Source organism: Candidatus Endomicrobiellum pyrsonymphae (assembly GCF_020328025.1).
GTDB lineage: Bacteria > Elusimicrobiota > Endomicrobiia > Endomicrobiales > Endomicrobiaceae > Endomicrobiellum > Endomicrobiellum pyrsonymphae.
This window is the reverse complement of record NZ_JAIXMZ010000002.1, coordinates 743-20,234: the sequence shown is the minus strand read 5'-3', so window position 1 is coordinate 20,234 and position 19,492 is coordinate 743. Positions and strand designations below refer to the sequence as shown.

Here is a 19,492-nt window from a genome sequence, read left to right as displayed (position 1 = left end):
CACAGAATTCCGGGATTGTGTAAAGGTAGCACAAGGGATTTTGGATCCCTTTGTCTAGGTTCGAATCCTAGTCCCGGAGTTGCCATGTACGAAATGCCATTTGATGTGTTGCTATCTACATCGAAGAGCTTTTTATTGAAAATTCAACATCTTTCCCCTTCGTCTTAAAGTTAGAACCAGCAAAATTTAAAATCTGCCTTTAATGCTCACAGTGCAAACTTTCAAACAATTTATGAGCATCTTTGAACACACTAGCCAGCGAAATATTAACCTCATTATCCTCTTGGCTGCAATGTTGAGGTTTATAGTTAATCTCTTCCTTTTCCTTCTGTTTCTTCCGACTTTGACAGTTACAATTGACAAAAAAGACTAAAATTATCGAAAATATTGTTGACGATTTGGGGTACACCTAGTTCATACTAAAATTACTGGATGTTTAGATTTTTAGCCTCATTGGATTTTCTATTTTCCGATTTGCTTTTAATAAAACACATTCAGACCTATTCGTACGTAATCAAATGAGCTTGTTGCTGTCTATAACTAATTGCTCGTTCTATCATATATTCTAAATTATTTGCTATATCATTGTAAGCATCATTTACTTTTGGATTAAAGCAGTATACGTGCGAAGATAATTTCTGACCATTATTCAAAGAAACATAGTCAAATGGATTACTTCCCTGACAACAATATCCTTCACGTGCACATTTGATATTGTGAATGTAAATACCAAGAACTCCTTTCCTATCATCCCACGCTTTTTTAATCTCATATTTAATCCACTCTCTTTTAGCCGTATCTTCCCCTATTAAAACAACAAGGCAAGAGCAACCACTCATATTTTTGTCAATCCACCTATCACTCCGATATTTCTAATTGTTGAAGCACGCATAACATCTTTTTCATAGTGAAAACTATAAAATACTCTTCTTTTTCTCATAAAACACGCTCCTTTTATTATTTTGCTATAAGGTAGAAAATTGTAAATTCAAGTATAATCAAAATGTAAAACCATAAAATAGTTTTTGAAAACAATGTACTTAATAAACTAAATTTTCTGTCTTTCTTAGCGGTGTATCGATTTATTGGCATCTCATATGGTTTTACAGTATTGATTTTTTTCAATCCAACAACATCCTCATATATTCCTATAAATTTTCGTTCTTGTTGTAGGTAATAGGCATCTAAAATCCACAGAATTACCGTAGGTATAACAGCAACGAACAAAATTTTAGAAGGCTTATCTGTAGCATATATGGCGAGAACAGCAGTGGCTAATAAAACAGCCAATTATACAATGCCAATTATGAAAACACAAAAATTAAAGGATATATGCGCTGATATATTTGCCGGTCAGCTGTATTTACCAACGATAGTCTTTCACGAGATTGTAAAGATGGCTGATATGGAGTTATACGATTGGCATATATTCAAAACAACGAAATATTTTTTAAGGATTGTTTGTTTCATAATACGTCCGATTACAGGGAAAATAGGTATCTTTTACAAAACAACGATATTTTAATATCTTCTCGCGGAACTATTTTTAAAATTGCTGTCTTTCAAAAAGAAGATGCACATAAAACAATCTCTTCTGGCTTTCTAACCTGTATAAGATTAAACCCTGAATTAAATGTATCTGTTAATTATATTGCGGCCTATTTAAGACATAAAGAAAATACTATAATATTGGGTGATAAAAATATAAAAAAATCAGATGACAAAAAACCCAAGATTAAATTAAAACTCTCTGACATTTACAATATAGAAATCCCAATCGTTTCAGCTAAAGTTCAGAAAGAGATAGATAAATTATCATCAGAAGCAAGTAGCTATTTAAAAAAAACACTGAGAAGACAAAAGAGATAGAGAATATACTGAAAGAGCATTAAATAAACGGGGTAATTGGTATGAGTGAACTGGAAGAAAGAATTAAGATTATTGAAGAACAATGGAAAGAGGTTTACGAGCAATGCTCTGCAAACCCAACTTTATATAAGTCATATCTTATAGAAATTACAATTGATGATGTTGGCAGTGTTGTTTTGATTGTATTAGAGTGGTTGAAAAACTCTAAAGATAACGCCATAGGTAAAACCTATGCTTTATCCAAACAAGTTATGATTACCTCTTTGAAAAATACTCTTGCAGATTTAAATAAACTTTATACAAAGCAATATAATTTTTTTGGTTCATTTACAACAAATTTAAACCAACTTCTAATATCTTTATTTCCTCTGACATTCTTAAATAGAAAATCAGTAATTCCAGCAGAAATTCAACTTAGAAATTCAGAAAATATTGCCACATTAAAAGATTTATCAGAAAAAATAAGTAATGAAGAAACTCAATATAAGTCTATTTTGGAGTATGGTAAAGAAATTAATAGCCAAAAATCAGAGATAAAAGAAATCTTCACTTCCTCAAAATCTGAACTTGAAAAATTAAATAAAACAAAAGAAAAAATAGAAGAAGAATTATCTGCGATATCTGAAACAATAAGCACGATAAAATCAAGTCGTAAAGAAATGGAAGGATTTAAAGAAGAAGCAAAAGAACTATTAGATGATAATAAAACTGTGCATAAACAGTTAGAAAAATCGACATCTGAATGTGAAGAATTGAAAAAGAGGGTTTCTGATTTATTACCCGGAGCAACATCTGCTGGATTAGCTTCTTCATTTGCTGAAAAGGTAAAAACTTTAAGCAAGAGTAAATTGTATTGGACTGTTGGATTTGTTGTTAGTATCATGATGTTGATTGTTTCAGTAATATACTCCATTAAAACTCAAACTTCGACAGGGAATATATGGATAGATTTAATAAGCAGATTTCCAATTATATTTCCGGGTATTTGGTTAGCTTGGTTTTGTGCGAGAGCACAAGGGCACGCAGCAAGACTAGAAGAAAAATATGCTTTCAAGGAAGCAATGTCTAAGGCATTTGAAGGATATAAAAATCAAATGCAAGATATTGATACCATCAATAAAGAAAGTATGGCGCAAGCATTGTCTGCCTTAATAATTTCTATCTTATCTGAAAATCCATCAAATGTATTTGAAAGAGCTTGCTCTGATGAAACTCCATTTCACGGTGCTATGAAACCATTTGTGGATAAGGCTCTTAATTTTAGAAAAAAAGAATAGTGTATGAAATAACATTATGTCAAAAAATGAATTAGAACTTACTTTCACTTCTCTTCAAACAGAGTTAGCAGGGTATAAATATGAGCCTCTTAAATGCTTATTTGAATATCTGTGGAATTCTTTTGACGCAGGAGCAACAGAAATAAAAATAAACTATATTCTGCCAGAAACAGGTATTGGTGATATATATTCTATATCTATTGAAGATAATGGATTGGGTTGGGATTTTGAAAATGAGACATTAGAACCTAAACACTTGCAAAAGGTTTTAGATAAGAATTTTTGGATTTTTGGAGAGCAGTTTAAATTGTTTGCAAGCACAGAGGGTGCATTAAGGAACACTTTGTTAAGATATGCAAAAGATGTATTACAAATAGAAGACACCACAATAACAACAACTTCAAGAAAGGAAGTTGATTTATTTCTTATCAAAACACTATCTGAAACAGAAACTTGCCAAAGAAATATTATCATCGAAATTAAACGACCATCAAAAATTATTGGCAAAGAAGAATATGACCAAATTAAGTCGTATTCTACTGAAATAATGAAAGAATCTATTTGTAATTCTACAAATACATATTGGGAATTTTATCTTGTTGGAAATGGTTATGACGGTACTATAGATGATGCAATTGAGAACGCAAAGAATCACGGAGAAGCTCAGAAAGGCTTAACAGAAAACATTAAAAATGGTAGAGTTAAAATATATGTAAGAAAATGGAGTGATATTTTAGAAGTTGAATGGAAACATAAAATGGAATATCTAAAAGAGAAAATACAAACACAAGCGAAAAATATACATTATGAAAATCCACAAGAAATAGTAGAACAATATACTAAGACTAAATAGGAACTTTATGAACCTTTGGATACTGACGGAAGAGCGCCCCAAAATAGAAGTTTTAAAGCAAATTTTAAATAAATTTGCGACAGATAAACAGTTTTGCGCATTTATTGATAATCTGCGAATTTTACCTGTATTAGAAAATGGCAAATTTTCATTTACTTATGAACTCATCGGACTCAGATGTAATAAAGTCAGCAAGGTTTTTATAAAAACTGTTAGCGGACATTCAAGTTTTGTAGATTTTCTTGTGTTTTTTCAAGATAAAGAACCGACAATAAAAGATACTCCAATTTATGCTATTGAAGAAACAAAGACTGACGATAGCGAGAGTAGAAATACAGGAGTTTATCAGAGATGTTCTAAATTTGTATTTTTACATTATTATTATCCTGATGTTAAAATGATAATGCTTTATAATTTGCAAGTTCAGCAGAAAAAAAAGCCAACACAAACTAATATATTCGGAACAAAACTTCTTGTAACACTTGGCGTTGAGATTTTAGGTAAAGAGTTAGATTTAGATATCTTTATCCCGTTTTATTCAATAAAAGAATTGATAGATTTTAAGAAAAAAATGCGTTCTGCTCCAAAAGGCAATGTTCCTATTTCCATTAAACAAAAAGACGACAAAATAGAAATATCAGGCAGGCTTATAAAAGCAGATAGTTTATCACACGACCCTAACATTGGAGCTTTAAGTATTATTAGCGCCGTTTTAAGGAAATTAGGCTGGAATAAAGATTTAATTATTACAAAACACGGCTTAAAACCCCAACATATGAAGGGCAATAATAAATTTATACTTATTGCTAATAAATTAAAGATTCAGCTTAAAGGATTAGTGTTGCCAAAAGCAGAACTGTATAGTGATTATTGGCACTACGATAAAGATGGCGAGAAATTAGGAACTATTTTTGTTCATATAGTAGTTGAAAGTTTTACAAAAGGTTATTCTATTTTTGAGAACCACGCCGGAAGTGAAAAAGGGTATTTTATAACGGCAAAAGGCGATCATATACCTCTTGCAAAGTATTCTGAGAGAGCAAAATACAAAGCAGGTAATAAAGATGAAATTATACATATACCTGATTTAATTCTGATTGATTTTGGCAGAAGTGGAGTGATAAATATTGAAGGTAAAAAATATAAATTTCGCCAAGAGGGAATAAAAGAGCTTGAAAATTATGATTTTATTGAAAAGAACTATGTTAAAAAATATTATCCCAAATTCAAAGTGACAAGAACTGTTGTTTTGTACGGCAGTAAAGAAAACAAAATCATAGAAATTGAAGTAGGATTTTTACTAAACGAAGAAGGCAGTTTGATTTTAGGCATTAAAGCCCCTGAATTATTTAAAGAAGCAATTAAAAATTTATTGGACTTTTGGAAATAAACAATGAATGAAACTTTTATAAAATCACCATTGAACTATGTCGGTGGGAAGTATAAAATACTTCCCCAAATAATACCTTTGTTTCCAAAAGATATAAATTGTTTTGTTGATTTGTTTGCAGGCGGAGCAAATGTAGGGTTAAATGTTAAGGCTAAGAAGATAGTGTTAAATGACAATTTAACCTATGTAATAGATTTATATAGAAAATTAAAAATAACCTCTCAAAAAAAGGTTTTAGAGTATATATATAATAGAATTGATAAGTATGCTCTATCTCTTACCAATCAAGACGGGTACATCAGTTTAAGGAAAGAATACAACAAGGCAAAAAATCCGTTAGATTTATTTGTTCTAATTGCTTATTCTTTTAATCATCAGATAAGATTTAATAATAGCCACGAATTTAACAATCCCTTTGGTAAAGATAGAAGTTGTTATAATTCTTCCATAGAAAGTAATCTAAAATCTTTTATCAATAAATTGCAAAAGATAGACATTGAGTTTTATTCGACCAATTTTGAAAGTTTTGATTTATCATTACTAAGCGATAATGATTTTGTATATTGCGACCCGCCATATCTTATAACCACAGGAACTTATAACGACGGAAAACGAGGCTTTACAGGCTGGAGTGAAGAAGAAGAGTTGGCTTTATTAGATAAATTAGACATCCTTAACGATAAAGGTGTTTCTTTTGCATTATCTAATGTTTTGAGGCATAAAGGCAAAACAAACACAATATTAGAAAAATGGATGTCTGATAATTCTGACTATGTAGTCAATAATATAAAAATGGATTACGCAAACTCAAATTATCATACAAAAGACAGGGATAAATTATCTACAGTTGAAGTGCTTATAACAAACTATATTCCTACAAATACAAGCCTATATGGGCAGCTTCCATTACTACCACATCAAAGAGAATATAATAATGAGATTTATAGGTAACAAAGAAAACTTACTTAATAATATCCACTACACATTAGATAAAAGAAATATCAAAGGGAATTCTTTTTTTGATTTCTTTTCAGGCACTTCAAATGTCGCCCGTTTTTTTAAGAAGAAAGGATATAAAGTTTGTTCTTCGGATTTACTCTATTTTTCGTATTGTATGCAGTATGCTTATATAAAAAATAATTCTTTGCCCAAATTCAAAAAAATCTTACCTTTAATAGACACACAACAGATTAATCTAATTACTTCTCCATTAGATTTAGTTTTAGATTTTCTCAATAACATAGAACCGATTAAGGGGTTTATTTATAACAATTACTCAATGGGCGGAACATCTGCTTTAGAAAAACCAAGAATGTATTTTTCAGATGAGAATGCTCAAAAAATAGACTCTATAAGAACACAAATTGAAGAATGGAAAAGCAATAAATTATTAACAAAAGATGAGTATTTTATTTTACTTACTTCTTTAATAGAAAGTATTTCTTTTTATTCTAACATCTCGGGGGTTTATGCCGCCTTCCAAAAGAAATGGGATGAAAGAGCATTAAAGAAATTCACACTGAGACCGATAGAGTTAGTTTTTAATAAAGAAAATAATGAAGTTTTTAATGTTGATAGTATGACCTTAATTAACGATATAAAAACTGATATTTTGTATTTAGACCCACCGTATAATGAAAGACAATACGCTCCAAATTATCATATACTAGAAACCATAGCAAAATATGATAACCCCATTGTTAAAGGCATTACCGGCATGAGAGATTATCACGATCAAAAATCTTCATTTTGTAATAAAGACATGGCATTGCAATCATTAAATAATATCGCTAAAAATGCAAAATACAAGCATCTTGTTTTAAGTTATAATTCAGAAGGTATTATGCCATCAAAAAAAATAATAGAAGTTTTGAGTAGATATGGTAATGTTGAATTAGTTGAGTTTGAATATTTAAGATTTAAGAGTAATAATAATGGTGAAAGTAAGACTAAAAAACATATATCGGAACAATTATATATATTAGCTAAAAATTAAATTTTCAAAATTAAAAACTTTTTTATATGTAATACTAATGACCGGTAATAAGAAACTTAATTTATGGCTAAAAAGAAAGCCTCTATAAAGAAAATCATTAAATTACTTGCCCAATAGTAGTTTCAGGCTTTTTTGCCAAAGAAACTGTTGTAAAAGACTATGCTGAACCTGTTAAAGGAGTTATTGCCGACAAAGTAACCAAAATTGCCGATGGCGATACTTTAACTATCCTAAATTCGGATAACAAATTGGTTAAAATAAGGCTTTATGGCATAGACGCGCCTGAAAAACCAAGCAAGAATTTGGTTCAAGGTCAAAAGAGTTCTTATCAAGCCAAATAAATGGCAAATACATAACCGTTGATGTTATAGACATTGATAGATATAAACGCTCTGTTGGCGGAGTTTTCCTTGACGATTTAGACACTAACAGAGAAATGATTGAAAATGGCTATGCTTGGGTATATTCTCGATATATGAAACTCCCAGAAAAATCAGAATGGGAAAATCTACAAACAATTCCCACATAACCCGCAGCCCACAAACTCGCTTCTTTAATTATTAAGTATTGGCTATTTAATTGCATTCAACTCTCTAATTTATCTAAACGTGGATTCCCGATTAAACCGTTTGAGAATGACAAACTACAATAACTCAATATTGTCAGTTGTTAGTTTAGTTTTCTATGTAATGTTGGGCGCTTACGGCTGCCTGAGCGCCGTCCGATGCGGCTGTTACAACCTGTCTTAATTGTTTTTTTCTTATATCACCGCAGGCAAAAATACCCGGGATAGATGTGTTCATATTTTCATCTGTTATAACATAGCCATTTTTATCAAGTGTAAGATTTGAAAGAAATAATGTATTTGGAATTAGTCCTATAAAAACGAAAATGCCGTCAACTTGCAAATCTTTATCTTCATTTGTTTTTGTATTTGTTATTCCTATTTTTTCAATAGAATCGTTACCAAAAATTTCTTTTGGAATAGAGTCATATATCACAGAAATGTTGGCGCGTGAAGCCATTTTCTCCTGCAAAATTTTTGTGGCTCTTAATGTGTCTCTTCTATGCACGACAATTACATTTTTTGCAAAATTTGACAAATATATTGCTTCTTGAATAGCAGAATCGCCACCGCCAATAACCGCTACATCTTTACCTTTATAAAAAGGAGCATCACATATGGCGCAAAAAGATACGCCTCTGCCTATAAATTTTTCTTCGCCGGGAATATTCATTTTTTTTACGCTGGTTCCTGCCGCAACAATAATGGTCTTGGTTTCACAAGCTCCATTTACAGTAATTACTTTTTTAACCGCTCCATTTTCAATACTTGTAACTTCATCATACATTATTTCTGTTCCAAAATCTCTCGCTTGCGTTTCCAGTTTTACGGCAAGGTCAAAGCCGTTTATTCCGTCGTTAAAACCGGGGTAATTTTCAAGTAAATCAGTCACTGTCATTTGACCGCCACAACCGTTTTTTTCTACGAGCAATGTTTTTAATCTTGCCCTTGAAGCATAAATAGCCGCAGACAACCCCGATGGTCCGCCACCAATAATAATAGCATCATACGTCATAATAGATCCTTAATTTGCAAATATCGAAGATATGAGATATCTTAACTTCGTTTCAGATAACAACAGACAAACGTGCAACCAACATGGATGCTTTGCTACGCTTAAGTATGACAACCATGACTGTCTGAAAGCCAAAGACCTGAAGAATCCATGCCGTTGTTGTCACCTCGAACAAAATGAAGAACCACTCCTAATGAGATAATAACTTTTAAAGAGCGCTGTCTATAATCTTTTTTATATCGTTTTTAGATCTAAAGCCTGTTATTTTTTGAACAATTTCTCCATTTTTAAACAAAATCAAACATGGAATAGAAGTTATTTGAAACTTTGCTGATAAAGCCATATTTGCATCTGTATTAACTTTACATATTTTTGCCTTTCCCTCATATTCAGATACAAGCTCATCAACAATAGGAGAAAGCATTTTACACGGTCCGCACCACGGAGCCCAAAAATCAACTAGCGCCGGTTTGTCAGACGACAAAACCTCTTTTTCAAAATTACCTTCATTAATTTCAATTGCCATGGAAAATTCCTCCATAATTGTTGGATTATTAAAACTTATCGTTTATTGAAAGCTGCCCGCCTTGAATAAATGCCCACGCGGACATAACAGGTTTATTTTCAGGCTGTACCTTTGTGACTAATATTTTACCAATGGAACATGACACTGTAAAGCCCTTGTTTTTTTCTATAGAACACAAAACGCCAAAATCTTTGTTTTCTGAAGTCTTTTCAAAAAGTTCTATATCTATAAATTTAATTCTTTTACCTGCAAGTTTACCTTTGGAAACTATTGAATATATTCCGGGCCAAAGATATAATCCTCTAAATTGATTATAAATTTCATTTGCGCTTTTATGCCAATTAACCAAGCCTGCTTCTTTTCTAAAAATTGGAGCAAAACTAGGCTCGCCCGCTTGCGCAACTGCATTAACACTATCAGCTCTAAACAAATCAAGCGTTTTATTCATAACATTTATGCCTAAAGGTACAAGTTTGTTAAACAAGGTCTCAGCATTATCTTTTACAGCTATATCGAGTTTTTTTTGAACTATTATATTCCCCGTATCAAGACCTTCTTCGATATAAAAAGCCGTTACGCCTGTTTCAGTTTCTCCATTACATAAAGCATACTGTGCAGGAGCTGCGCCTCTGTATTTTGGAAGGAGTGAAAAATGTATATTAAAAGTTCTATGCTTTGGAAGATTAAAAACAGTTTTTGGTATAAGTTTACCGTAAGCTACGACAACCCCGGCATCAGCATTAAAAGTTTTTATAATTTCAATAACATCAGAAGTAAATTTTTCAGGCTGTATAAATTTAATGTTGTTTTCCAATGCGTAAACCTTTACCGCAGGCGGAGCAAGCTTTTGCCCTCTTAAAGCAGGCTTGTCTGTCACTGTTATTATAAAAATTTCATGATTATTTTTATACAATTCTTCAAGATAAGTTTTAGAAATTGAAGCTGTGCCAAAAAATAAGATTTTCACCACCGACCTGCTTTTTTTCTTCTCTTTATTTTTTTTTCGATAGTCTTTCTTTTCCATTCCGACAAATAATCTATAAAAAGTTTTGCGTCTAAATGGTCTATTTCATGTTGAATTGCCCTAGAAAGAAACCATTCTTCAGATTTAATTTTTATTTTTTTGCCTTTTAAATCGACGTACTCTGCAACAACATTGCCAAACCGTTTTACAGATTCATAACAATCTGGGAAAGACAAACATCCTTCTTTTGCAAATACTTCATTATCTCCTGCAATGACTTTAGGATTTATCATTATGAGAGGAGATTTTCGATCCTGAGATACATCAATAACGCAAAGTCTTAACGAAATGCCTACTTGCGGAGCTGCAAGACCAACGCCCGGAGCGGCATACATAGTTTCTAGCATATCAACAGCGAGTTTTTCTATGTCTTCAGTGATTTCAGAAACAGCGATCACTTTTTTTCGTAAAACGGGTTCGCCGTATTTTTTTATTTCTAGTTTTGCCATAGCGATCTTATTCTATCAATTTTTATGCTAGAAAATCTATTTTGTGCATCATATCATGTAAAATGACGCCAAAAAAGAGCAAAATATGCTACTCTAATCACACTCCTATCCTAAACAACAAGACTCTTGTTCTATTGATATTGTTGTCCACTGAAAAAGTGGTGTAAGAAGTTCTTGAAAAAGAATATAATCAAGCGTGCATATAAGCTTTATCAAGGTAAAACTGTTTGCAACACATTGTCAACAATGGCTAATAATTTATGCATGACGGCTAACAAAGTCATATTGGATTTTTAGGTATAAACAGTATCTTTTTGGTTTTGCGTTGACAAGATCTACATGGAACATTATATAAAATTATCGAAATTTTATACAATAGTGGCTGAGTGTAATGTCTCAGGAGGGGAATATAAAAGATGAATATAAATTATGGATTACTGCAGCGCTTTTAGTTGTTGTGTCAATGCTTTTGACAAGCGCTATGCTTAAGACAACTCCGAAAAAGATTTCTAATTTGTCGGCGCATAAAAACTCGCAGTAAACACAATTCGACGATACCACACCGGAACAAATGGCTCAAGATGAAAACACTCATTCGGACGAATCAAAGTCTGATATAAAAGAAGAAACTGAGGATGAAGAAGAACAACTTGAAGCTGATGAAAGTATAAATGAGGGCATATCGGTTGATGGCAGTTGGTAGTTTATAGGGATTACTTCTTCAATCGTAATTTGGATAGCATGAGGAATTCACTTATAAAGAGAAAGAAACGGGGAAATAAATCGATAAGGCAGGAGGAATAAAAGATGAAAGATACATTAGAAGCAGATATAAATAAAGGGAAGACGTACTTGGGGATAGAGTTTGGTTCCACTCGCATCAAATCGGTGTTGATTGACAGCCATCATAATATAATAGCATCTGGAAGTCACGATTGGGAAAATTGCATAATAGATGATGTGTGGACATATAATCTTAGCGATGTGTGGATTGGATTACAAGATTGTTATAGTAAACTACAAGAGGAAGTATATAGGTTGTATGGAACGACTGTCAACAAGATAGGCGCTATTGGAATTTCTGCGATGATGCACGGATATCTTGTATTTGACGATAAAGGGAAGCAACTTGCGCCGTTTCGCACATGGCGCAATACGATGACAGAAGAAGCGGCTGGTCTTCTTACTAAGAGGTTAAAATTCAATATTCCACAACGGTGGAGCATTGCGCATCTTTATCATTCCATGTTGAACAAAGAGACACATGTTAAGGATATAGGTTTTATGACTACTCTTGCAGGCTATGTTCATTGGCGTTTGACAGGGGAAAAGACGCTCGGTATAGGCGACGCAGCTGGAATGTTTCCGGTTGATGAGACGTTGAACAACTACAATCCATGGATGTTGAATGAGCTTAATGAAATAATTTTATCCATGGGTTACAGATGGAAACTAGAAAATATACTGCCTAGGGTCCAAGTAGCGGGAGAAAAAGCTGGAACATTAACTTTTGAAGGTGTAAAACTATTGGGAACGACTACGTCTTTGCAGGTGGGTATTCCGTTTTGTCCACCTGAAGGCGATGCCGGTACTGGAATGACAGCTACCAACAGTGTAAAAAGGTGTACTGGCAATGTGTCAGCTGGGACATCTATTTTTGCAATGGTTGTGCTAGAAAAAAAGTTGTCAAAAGCATATACGGAAATTGACATGGTTGCAACGCCAACAGGAAAGCCAGTTGCGATGGTTCATTGCAATAACTGTATGGGCGACGTCGATGCATGGATAAGATTTTTTAACGAAATAATAGAACTTATAGGTACAAAAATTGAAAAGAATGAATTGTACATCGCTTTATATAATAAAGCGCTGGGAGGTGATATTGATTGCGGCGGACTTTTATCGTACAATTACTACAGCGGTGAGCCAATAACTGGTCTCAAAAAAGGATGTCCGCTTTTTGTGCGTAATGCAGTTAGTCGCTTTACGCTGGCTAACTTTATGAGAATGTTGCTTTTTGGGACATTAGCGACATTGAAGCTAGGTATGGACATTCTGACGGAAAAAGAGAAAGTGTGTATAAAGGAACTTCTTGGGCATGGAGGATTGTTCAAGGTAAAGGGGGTTGGGCAACGTTTTATGGCTGCAGCGCTTAATGCGCCGGTTACAGTTATGGAATCGGCTGGGGAGGGTGGAGCGTGGGGTATTGCGCTTCTTGCGGCATATATGGCGTACACTCAGACGAAAGAAGATGGCGCTAATAAAACTCTTGAATGCTACCTTGAACAGAATGTATTCGTTGACATTAAAGGTGTTCGCATGTTTCCAAATGCTAATGATGCGCGAGGTTTTGCAGAATTTATGAACCGCTATACTAATGGGCTGGTCGTAGAAAAGTCGGCTGTGGAAAATTTTATTTATGCCTAGACAGCATAAAGCGCTTAAAAAAAACAAACGTGAGGTATTCACATGACTCTAAAACAGTGCGCTCAAAAAGTTCAAGACGAAGTAACATCAGTTCGCAAAATAGTTAGTGATTTACACGCTAAACTTACAAAGGAGGGATTAGTCGTTTGGAGCGCCGGAAACATTTCGCAACGCTTGAAATCTGCCGATTTATTCGTTATAAAACCATCAGGTATAGCTTATGATGAATTAACGCCTGAGTCAATGGTGGTTTGTGATTTGAATGGCAATTTAGTGGATGGAACGCATAATCCATCTTCCGACACTGCAGCTCATGCTTATGTTTATCGGAACATGTCTGACTATGTCTATGGCGTTGTTCATACGCACTCAACTTATGCTACCGCTTGGGCAGCCGCAGGTGAAGAAATACCATGTCATTTAACAATGATGGCTGATGAGTTTGGCGGACAAATACCGCTTGGACCTTTTGCAATCGTTGGCGACGATTCAATTGGTCGTGGTATTGTTGATACCTTGAAGGGGTCAAAGTCAGTTGCAGTCTTGATGCAAAACCATGGACCTTTTACAATTGGCAAAGATGCTAAATCGGCAGTTAAAACGGCTGTAATGTTAGAAGAAGTTGCTAAGACAACATTTATTGCTAAACAGATTGGTAGCTTAGTTCCCATTCCGAAAGAAATAATTACTAAGTTACATGATCGCTATCAAAATGTTTATGGGCAATAGTTTCCAAACTTCCGTAACTGTATTGCGCATTTGATTTGTGCTTCGCAAAATTTGTGAAGCAAGGAGAGTGTCATATGAAAAATCCTTTTGAAAATAAAGAACTTTGGTTCTTTGTTGGAAGTCAAGATTTATATGGAACAGAAACGTTGCAAAAAGTTGTTGAACAATCTAAAAAAATTTGCGACGCGTTAGATGCATCGGCAGACATTCCGGTTAAGATTATTTTGAAGCCGACTTTAAAGTCGCAAGAAGCAATTTTGCAAGCGTTCCATGACGCAAATAGAAATGAGAATTGTATTGGCATTATTCTATGGATGCATACATTTTCTCCTGCTAAAATGTGGATTCGCGGTCTAACTGTAAATACAAAACCTCTTTTGCAATTAAGCACACAGTCCAATGTTGAAATCCCTTGGGATAGTATCGATATGGATTTTATGAATCTGAATCAATCTGCGCATGGCGATCGTGAATTTGGCTATATCATGACTCGTTTGAATATTGCTCGTAAAGTCGTGGTTGGTCATTATTCAAATTTGCAATTCACTGCTCGTATTGGGAAATGGGCTCGCGCTGCTACCGGTTGGGACGCGTTGAATCATTTGAAAGTTTGCCGAATTGGGGATAATATGCGCGATGTGGCAGTGACTGAAGGCGATAAAATTGAGGCTGAAAACAAATTTGGCGTAAGAGTTAACACTTGGAGCGTTAATGAATTAACAGCTAGAGTTAAAACTGCCAGCGACAAACAAGTTCAAGCCGTAGTTGACGAATATTTTAATAATTACAATGTCGTTCCAGAGCTTTGTCCCGGCGGTAAAAAACATCAATCATTAATTGATGCTGCGCGCATTGAAGTTGGGTTGCGCTCCTTCCTCGAAGAAATAGGCGCGGAAGCAGTAACGGATACATTTGAAGACTTGGGCGACTTAAAACAACTCCCGGGGGTAGCAATTCAGCGGCTTATGGCTGATGGTTATGGTTTTGGCGCGGAAGGCGATTGGAAAACAGCTGCGCTAGTGCGTTTGGCTAAGGTAATGGGATATGGTATTCCTGGCGGCGCATCGTTGATGGAAGATTACACATACAATTTAGTACATGGGAAAGAAGCAGTTCTTGGCGCCCATATGCTTGAGATTTGTCCAACGTTAACAAGCGCGAAGCCAAACATGGAAATACACCAGTTGGGCATAGGCAAAAAGTCCGATCCAGTACGTTTAGTGTTCAACGCTGATGCTAAAGAAGGAGCGCTAGTCGTTACATTGTTACATTTGCGTGATAGATTTCGCATGGTAGCAAATATTGTAAATGTAATCCGCCCGGAACACGATTTGCCAAAACTTCCAGTCGCAAGAGCTCTTTGGCAACCGGAACCCTCATTGGAAGTTTCGACTGAGTGCTGGATTCTAGCAGGAGCTGGACATCATTCGGCTATGACAACTGCAACTGATTATGAAATTTGGGAAAATTTTGCGCGTATTGCTCAACTAGAGTTTGCGATTATTGACAAGAATACAACTTCGCGAGATTTTTGCCAAACGTTAAAATTTAATCAGGCATATTATAAATTTGACAAAGGATTCTAAAGAAGTTAAAGGGGCAACGACATGAAAACAAAAAAAATTCCTGTTTGGTTGGTGTATGTTGTGGGAGCTTTCGGCGGTTTTCTTTTTGGTTATGATCTTGGCATTATTGCCGGAGCGCAGCCATTTTATTCGGTTGAATTAAATATGAGCGCCATCCAAGAAGGATTCATGGTAACGTTTTTCTCGCTTGGAGCAATGTTAGGCGCTTTCTTTATGGGAGGACTTTCCGACAAACTCGGTCGAAAAAAAATGTTAATGGCTGCATCAATTATATTTGCAATAGGAGCAATCGGTTGTGGTTTGGCATGTAATATTTGTGTTCTTTTAGTATTTCGCGCATTCCTTGGATTAGCAGTTGGCGGCGCATCAGCGCTTGTTCCAATGTATTTATCGGAGTTGTCCCCTGCTCATGCGCGTGGTAAATTATCAGGATTAAATCAGTTGATGATTGTGTCCGGTATGTTCATTGCTTATTTAACAAATTTTGTACTGGCTGATGCTGAGTACGGTTGGCGTTTGATGTTGGCTGGCGCAATTATTCCAGCAAGTTTACTTTTAGTAGGTAGCTTAATTATGCCAGAGTCTCCTCGTTTCTTAGTTCGCATTGGTCGCAAAGAACAAGCAAAAGAAAATCTAAGCATTATGCGCGACACGGAACAAGAAGTTAATGCAGAAATTGAAGAGATTCAAAAAACCAATCAGGTACCTCGAGGAACAATTGCGCAATGTTTCACCGGTTTTGCGCTTCCAGCAATCGTTGCCGGTTGTTTCTTAACACTGTTCCAACAATTAACAGGCGCGAACTCTATTTTTTACTTCGCGCCAAAACTATTCATGTCAGCGTTGCATATTCCTGAAAAAGATGCAATTTTGGGTAATGTTATTGTTGGTGGCGCATTTTTGTTGGCAACCGCTATTGCTTTACCTTTGATTGACCGTTTTAATCGCAAATCACTTTTTCTAACTGGTGGTATTGGCATGGCAGTTTGTTTGTTTGCAATGGCATATTCATTTCATTTGAGTAGCCAAACCATGACAACATCAATTGCTGGTACGCTTTCAATTATATTTACTTGCGGATTTGTATCATTCTATGCGTATTCGTGGGCGATGACTGTTTGGATTGTAGTTGGTGAAATGTTCCCTTTACATATTCGTGGCGTTGGAGTTGGTATTGCAGGATTAGTCAACTGGTTAGGCAATATTATTGTTGGACAATCATTCCCAATGCTTCTTGATTCAATTGGCGCCCCAGTATGCTTTATTGGATTTGGCGTAATATGTGTCTTTATGGCATTTGCTTCACAAAAAATTCTTTATGAAACCAAAGGAAAAACATTAGAACAAATCGAAAATTATTTACATCAGCAAAACAATCGCAAATCATTTTAACGTATTTTCTATATCCTTGCCAAAACTTAGATTTGAAATTGTGACTAATTTCTCTTCATCTGTATAGTGGTAATACATTCGTTCTGTCATCGCAATACTTGCATGACCTACTATTGCGCTAATCTTTTTCATTCGACTTCAAAATCAGACACTATATAATCTTGTGTTTTTGTAGGAAGTTTTAATAATTTCGTAAATGGTGAATAATTTTTATTCTGCTTTGTTTCATGATCTTCCTGAGATTCTTACAAAAGATATAGTGTCGCCTGTAAAATCTTCAATATCCGGTCTTGAAGATATAATAAAACAATACGAAAGGAAACAGGTTGACGAAAAAATATTGCCGTTGATACTCCAAGCTGGCATACAGAAATGAAATACTTTATAGAATCTGATTAAATCAAAACAAAAGCTTTACGACAAGTGCGCCAAAATCAAAAAAAATAATTTAAACTTTAAACAACTATTCGACTATTTTTGCTAGCGATGTAGCCTATCTTGAGAATCAATAGGCTTCCTGCATAAAATATTTTGAACTCTTCATCCTCATAGTATAAAACTATATCTCCTTCGCCACCGTCTTATTCCTTCCTCAAGCATCCTGCCATTTTTGCCATATTGCTACATAAAACAGACAGATTATTTTTCCTTCATCTCAGTTCTCATCGCATCCATCGACACCTCCAACACACCCATCATCACCTCCATCAGCCTCTTCCTCATCTCCGCCTGCGCTACCTGCATCTTACCATCCATCCACACCTTCGGCGTCGCCAACAGCAATAGCGTCTTATCCGCTTGTGCTATCGACAAGTTCGACATATTCGCCTTACTCAACTGTTCCTTTCAATTCTCCACCAGTAGCTACACCTTCATATTTTCTTTTATCCGATCTTTCATATCCCAATCTAGCACATCATTCATACTTGTATTCGCAAGCACAAGGTACATATACGATTCACCAACATCATCGTAGTTGTTTTCTTTGAATTGTGTCGAGGAGTTCTCCTTCGCCGACATCGCATCATTCACCGCCCTCTCCGCCTCCCACTCAATACCAAAGTGCTTACCAGTATTCTTATTCTTCTCCATCACATCATCCACCACCTGCCTCACTTCATCCACCCACGTCTTCGTTAACCTCTTCTCCACATTTATCACCTCCGTTATCAACTTCTCCTTCGTTTTCGTTTTCGTTCTCGCCACCATCAACGCCTCCCTCCCAGCATCCGCCACCGCCCACGTTATATCCGGAACATGCTCACTCTCACGTAGCCTCTTCTCCGCCACGTTTTGTATCCACATCTCCCCATCCGCCACCGCCACACCCACCATCCAATCCTCATAATCCGTTAGTACCACGACGGGTGTGCTTGGTCGTTTGGGATTATCTTCTTTCTCTTTCTCTTTCTCGCCACCTCCGTCTGCACCGCCACCTGCGACATCCTCTTTCTTTTTCTCAACACCGCATGTGACAGTGGTGTCAGTTGTTGTTGCCGGCCACCACTGATGATGACGATAATGATGAAGAACTAGTAGAAGATGATGATGTTGATGATAGTGGTGATGGTGGTGGTGATGTGCTATCTGATGACGATGACGATGACGACGATGATGAAGAACTAGTAGAAGATGATGATAATGATGATGCTACTGATGCTGCTGGTGCGCTAAATAGTGATGCGCTAAATGATGACGATGATGACGAGCTTGAAGAGGAGCTGGAGGACGAACTAGATGAGAAAGGGGAGGAAGGGGAGGAAGGGGGAGGAGCAAAGCTAGTTGTTGTTATCGACATTGCATTCACCGCCACCTCTCTCATCGCCTTGATCGCCTCTTCCTCCTTCTCCCACCTCAGCGCCTCCACCTCCTTCTTCATCATCATCTTCTGCTTCTGCTTCTCCCGCTTCATTATCAGATCCATTGCTATCTCCATCGCCTCCTGCTTCACCGACTTGTTGACGTTCCACATATAATCCTTCCCCAGTAACGCCTGCATCTCCTCCTCCTCCACCTTATTCCCCATCTGATCTATCGTATTAGCTATATCACTCTTCGCACGCTCCACATCATAACTCTGGTTAGCAAGATAGTCACCAAACATCTCGCTTGTAAGCGTTGCCGGAGGTGGCGAGGCTGGTGGCGGTGGCGACATCAGACGCTCCATCGCCACCTCCACCGCCTGCCACACCTTAGGACGCTGAGACCATATGTTCATCTCACTAAGCTCCGCCTCAGCCGCCGCTGCTTCCGCCACCTCCGGCACCTTCGTCCTCGCCGTATTCCTAAAGCTCGTCTCCACATTCTCCATACCCGACATCAAATTCTTCTTCGCTTTCGTTCTCTTCTTCTTCAACGCCTTCTTCGCCGCCCTCATCTCCTCCTTCTCCGCCG

General features: G+C 35.9%; 22 protein-coding genes, 1 tRNA gene and 2 pseudogenes. 15 read left to right on the top strand and 10 right to left on the bottom strand.

The genetic code is table 11. The features are described 5' to 3' along the window. Positions 1 to 8 precede the first annotated feature (8 nt). Positions 9 to 79, top strand: a tRNA-Gln gene (locus LE180_RS00460). Positions 80 to 500: 421 nt separating this feature from the next. Here LE180_RS00460 and LE180_RS00455 read toward each other — a convergent pair. Then, positions 501 to 940: pseudogene (locus LE180_RS00455) on the bottom strand (TIR domain-containing protein). A 17-nt stretch (positions 941 to 957) separates the two neighbouring features. After that, positions 958 to 1,290 carry a hypothetical protein gene (locus LE180_RS00450; RefSeq protein WP_374133530.1) on the bottom strand — a complete coding sequence of 111 codons (333 nt, stop codon included), beginning with the start codon at positions 1,288 to 1,290 and terminating at the stop codon, positions 958 to 960. Positions 1,291 to 1,419: 129 nt separating this feature from the next. Between LE180_RS00450 and LE180_RS00445 the strand changes: the two genes are divergently transcribed. The 7 genes and pseudogenes from LE180_RS00445 to LE180_RS00415 form a co-directional block, all read left to right on the top strand. Next, complete coding sequence (locus LE180_RS00445) at positions 1,420 to 1,869, top strand: restriction endonuclease subunit S (RefSeq protein ID WP_374133529.1); 450 nt, start codon at positions 1,420 to 1,422, stop codon at positions 1,867 to 1,869. 41 nt (positions 1,870 to 1,910) lie between these two features. Then, complete coding sequence (locus LE180_RS00440) at positions 1,911 to 3,146, top strand: hypothetical protein (protein ID WP_374133528.1); 1,236 nt, start codon at positions 1,911 to 1,913, stop codon at positions 3,144 to 3,146. A gap of 16 nt (positions 3,147 to 3,162) precedes the next feature. Then, positions 3,163 to 3,999, top strand: a complete 837-nt coding sequence (locus tag LE180_RS00435; RefSeq protein WP_374133527.1) for an ATP-binding protein — start codon at positions 3,163 to 3,165, stop codon at positions 3,997 to 3,999. A gap of 7 nt (positions 4,000 to 4,006) precedes the next feature. Continuing rightward, the gene (locus LE180_RS00430; RefSeq protein ID WP_374133526.1) at positions 4,007 to 5,389 is read left to right on the top strand and encodes a hypothetical protein; all 1,383 of its coding nucleotides are present in this window, start codon (positions 4,007 to 4,009) and stop codon (positions 5,387 to 5,389) included. A 3-nt stretch (positions 5,390 to 5,392) separates the two neighbouring features. Continuing rightward, positions 5,393 to 6,340 (top strand): Dam family site-specific DNA-(adenine-N6)-methyltransferase, encoded by a 948-nt coding sequence (locus tag LE180_RS00425; protein ID WP_374133525.1) that lies wholly within the window; start codon positions 5,393 to 5,395, stop codon positions 6,338 to 6,340. Then, the gene (locus LE180_RS00420; protein ID WP_374133524.1) at positions 6,324 to 7,385 is read left to right on the top strand and encodes a DNA adenine methylase; all 1,062 of its coding nucleotides are present in this window, start codon (positions 6,324 to 6,326) and stop codon (positions 7,383 to 7,385) included. Before LE180_RS00425 ends, LE180_RS00420 begins: the two co-directional genes overlap by 17 nt. A gap of 301 nt (positions 7,386 to 7,686) precedes the next feature. Then, positions 7,687 to 7,914, top strand: a pseudogene (locus tag LE180_RS00415) (thermonuclease family protein); the annotation flags it as partial. A 145-nt stretch (positions 7,915 to 8,059) separates the two neighbouring features. On the opposite strand, the gene trxB reads toward LE180_RS00415, so the two are convergent. From trxB to def, 4 genes are all read right to left on the bottom strand, one after another. Continuing rightward, on the bottom strand, positions 8,060 to 8,965 hold the full coding sequence (trxB, locus tag LE180_RS00410; RefSeq protein WP_374133523.1) for a thioredoxin-disulfide reductase: 906 nt from the start codon (positions 8,963 to 8,965) through the stop codon (positions 8,060 to 8,062). A gap of 208 nt (positions 8,966 to 9,173) precedes the next feature. Further along, on the bottom strand, positions 9,174 to 9,491 hold the full coding sequence (trxA, locus tag LE180_RS00405) for a thioredoxin (protein ID WP_374133522.1): 318 nt from the start codon (positions 9,489 to 9,491) through the stop codon (positions 9,174 to 9,176). Positions 9,492 to 9,519: 28 nt separating this feature from the next. After that, positions 9,520 to 10,515, bottom strand: a complete 996-nt coding sequence (gene fmt, locus LE180_RS00400; protein ID WP_374133521.1) for a methionyl-tRNA formyltransferase — start codon at positions 10,513 to 10,515, stop codon at positions 9,520 to 9,522. Next, positions 10,455 to 10,964: a peptide deformylase gene (def, locus tag LE180_RS00395; protein WP_374133520.1), complete on the bottom strand. Its 510-nt coding sequence runs from the start codon at positions 10,962 to 10,964 to the stop codon at positions 10,455 to 10,457. Before def ends, fmt begins: the two co-directional genes overlap by 61 nt. Before the next feature lie 391 nt (positions 10,965 to 11,355). Here def and LE180_RS00390 point away from each other — a divergent pair, with 391 nt between their 5' ends. The 6 genes from LE180_RS00390 (at position 11,356) to LE180_RS00365 (ending at position 17,098) form a co-directional block, all read left to right on the top strand. Next, entirely contained in the window at positions 11,356 to 11,505 is a 150-nt protein-coding gene (locus LE180_RS00390; protein WP_374133519.1) for a hypothetical protein, read from the top strand. 30 nt (positions 11,506 to 11,535) lie between these two features. After that, entirely contained in the window at positions 11,536 to 11,667 is a 132-nt protein-coding gene (locus tag LE180_RS00385) for a hypothetical protein (RefSeq protein WP_374133518.1), read from the top strand. A 104-nt stretch (positions 11,668 to 11,771) separates the two neighbouring features. After that, positions 11,772 to 13,391 carry a xylulokinase gene (locus LE180_RS00380; RefSeq protein ID WP_374133517.1) on the top strand — a complete coding sequence of 540 codons (1,620 nt, stop codon included), beginning with the start codon at positions 11,772 to 11,774 and terminating at the stop codon, positions 13,389 to 13,391. Positions 13,392 to 13,433: 42 nt separating this feature from the next. Continuing rightward, positions 13,434 to 14,120, top strand: coding sequence for an L-ribulose-5-phosphate 4-epimerase (locus LE180_RS00375; protein ID WP_374133516.1), 687 nt, complete (start codon positions 13,434 to 13,436; stop codon positions 14,118 to 14,120). 74 nt (positions 14,121 to 14,194) lie between these two features. Then, positions 14,195 to 15,706 (top strand): L-arabinose isomerase, encoded by a 1,512-nt coding sequence (gene araA, locus LE180_RS00370; RefSeq protein ID WP_374133515.1) that lies wholly within the window; start codon positions 14,195 to 14,197, stop codon positions 15,704 to 15,706. Positions 15,707 to 15,727: 21 nt separating this feature from the next. Beyond that, a complete protein-coding gene (locus tag LE180_RS00365; protein WP_374133514.1) occupies positions 15,728 to 17,098 on the top strand; it encodes a sugar porter family MFS transporter in 1,371 nt (456 codons plus the stop codon). Here the strand turns inward: LE180_RS00365 and LE180_RS00360 are convergent. Beyond that, positions 17,090 to 17,230 (bottom strand): hypothetical protein, encoded by a 141-nt coding sequence (locus LE180_RS00360; RefSeq protein WP_374133513.1) that lies wholly within the window; start codon positions 17,228 to 17,230, stop codon positions 17,090 to 17,092. The genes LE180_RS00365 and LE180_RS00360 overlap by 9 nt on opposite strands. A 64-nt stretch (positions 17,231 to 17,294) precedes the next feature. On the opposite strand from LE180_RS00360, the gene LE180_RS00355 reads away from it, so the two are divergent. After that, a complete protein-coding gene (locus tag LE180_RS00355; protein ID WP_374133512.1) occupies positions 17,295 to 17,474 on the top strand; it encodes a YfbR-like 5'-deoxynucleotidase in 180 nt (59 codons plus the stop codon). 263 nt (positions 17,475 to 17,737) lie between these two features. Here LE180_RS00355 and LE180_RS00350 read toward each other — a convergent pair whose 3' ends face one another. The 3 genes from LE180_RS00350 to LE180_RS00340 all read right to left on the bottom strand — a co-directional run bounded on the left by LE180_RS00350 (position 17,738) and on the right by LE180_RS00340 (position 19,409). After that, on the bottom strand, positions 17,738 to 17,875 hold the full coding sequence (locus tag LE180_RS00350) for a hypothetical protein (RefSeq protein ID WP_374133511.1): 138 nt from the start codon (positions 17,873 to 17,875) through the stop codon (positions 17,738 to 17,740). Between the two features lie 87 nt (positions 17,876 to 17,962). Continuing rightward, entirely contained in the window at positions 17,963 to 18,433 is a 471-nt protein-coding gene (locus LE180_RS00345; RefSeq protein WP_374133510.1) for a hypothetical protein, read from the bottom strand. 148 nt (positions 18,434 to 18,581) lie between these two features. Then, on the bottom strand, positions 18,582 to 19,409 hold the full coding sequence (locus LE180_RS00340) for a hypothetical protein (RefSeq protein WP_374133509.1): 828 nt from the start codon (positions 19,407 to 19,409) through the stop codon (positions 18,582 to 18,584). Between the last annotated feature and the right edge of the window lie 83 nt (positions 19,410 to 19,492).

Coding starts and splice junctions, on each gene's coding strand:
- LE180_RS00435 (WP_374133527.1), top strand. CDS start 3,163: ATGTCAAAAAATGAATTAGAACTTACTTTCACTTCTCTTCAAACAGAG.
- LE180_RS00355 (WP_374133512.1), top strand. CDS start 17,295: ATGGTGAATAATTTTTATTCTGCTTTGTTTCATGATCTTCCTGAGATT.
- def (WP_374133520.1), bottom strand. CDS start 10,964: ATGGCAAAACTAGAAATAAAAAAATACGGCGAACCCGTTTTACGAAAA.
- LE180_RS00385 (WP_374133518.1), top strand. CDS start 11,536: ATGGCTCAAGATGAAAACACTCATTCGGACGAATCAAAGTCTGATATA.
- LE180_RS00380 (WP_374133517.1), top strand. CDS start 11,772: ATGAAAGATACATTAGAAGCAGATATAAATAAAGGGAAGACGTACTTG.
- araA (WP_374133515.1), top strand. CDS start 14,195: ATGAAAAATCCTTTTGAAAATAAAGAACTTTGGTTCTTTGTTGGAAGT.
- LE180_RS00420 (WP_374133524.1), top strand. CDS start 6,324: ATGAGATTTATAGGTAACAAAGAAAACTTACTTAATAATATCCACTAC.
- LE180_RS00440 (WP_374133528.1), top strand. CDS start 1,911: ATGAGTGAACTGGAAGAAAGAATTAAGATTATTGAAGAACAATGGAAA.
- LE180_RS00375 (WP_374133516.1), top strand. CDS start 13,434: ATGACTCTAAAACAGTGCGCTCAAAAAGTTCAAGACGAAGTAACATCA.
- LE180_RS00390 (WP_374133519.1), top strand. CDS start 11,356: ATGTCTCAGGAGGGGAATATAAAAGATGAATATAAATTATGGATTACT.
- LE180_RS00360 (WP_374133513.1), bottom strand. CDS start 17,230: ATGAAAAAGATTAGCGCAATAGTAGGTCATGCAAGTATTGCGATGACA.
- trxA (WP_374133522.1), bottom strand. CDS start 9,491: ATGGCAATTGAAATTAATGAAGGTAATTTTGAAAAAGAGGTTTTGTCG.
- trxB (WP_374133523.1), bottom strand. CDS start 8,965: ATGACGTATGATGCTATTATTATTGGTGGCGGACCATCGGGGTTGTCT.
- LE180_RS00340 (WP_374133509.1), bottom strand. CDS start 19,409: ATGGAGAATGTGGAGACGAGCTTTAGGAATACGGCGAGGACGAAGGTG.
- fmt (WP_374133521.1), bottom strand. CDS start 10,515: ATGGAAAAGAAAGACTATCGAAAAAAAAATAAAGAGAAGAAAAAAAGC.
- LE180_RS00430 (WP_374133526.1), top strand. CDS start 4,007: ATGAACCTTTGGATACTGACGGAAGAGCGCCCCAAAATAGAAGTTTTA.
- LE180_RS00365 (WP_374133514.1), top strand. CDS start 15,728: ATGAAAACAAAAAAAATTCCTGTTTGGTTGGTGTATGTTGTGGGAGCT.
- LE180_RS00425 (WP_374133525.1), top strand. CDS start 5,393: ATGAATGAAACTTTTATAAAATCACCATTGAACTATGTCGGTGGGAAG.
- LE180_RS00345 (WP_374133510.1), bottom strand. CDS start 18,433: ATGGTGGGTGTGGCGGTGGCGGATGGGGAGATGTGGATACAAAACGTG.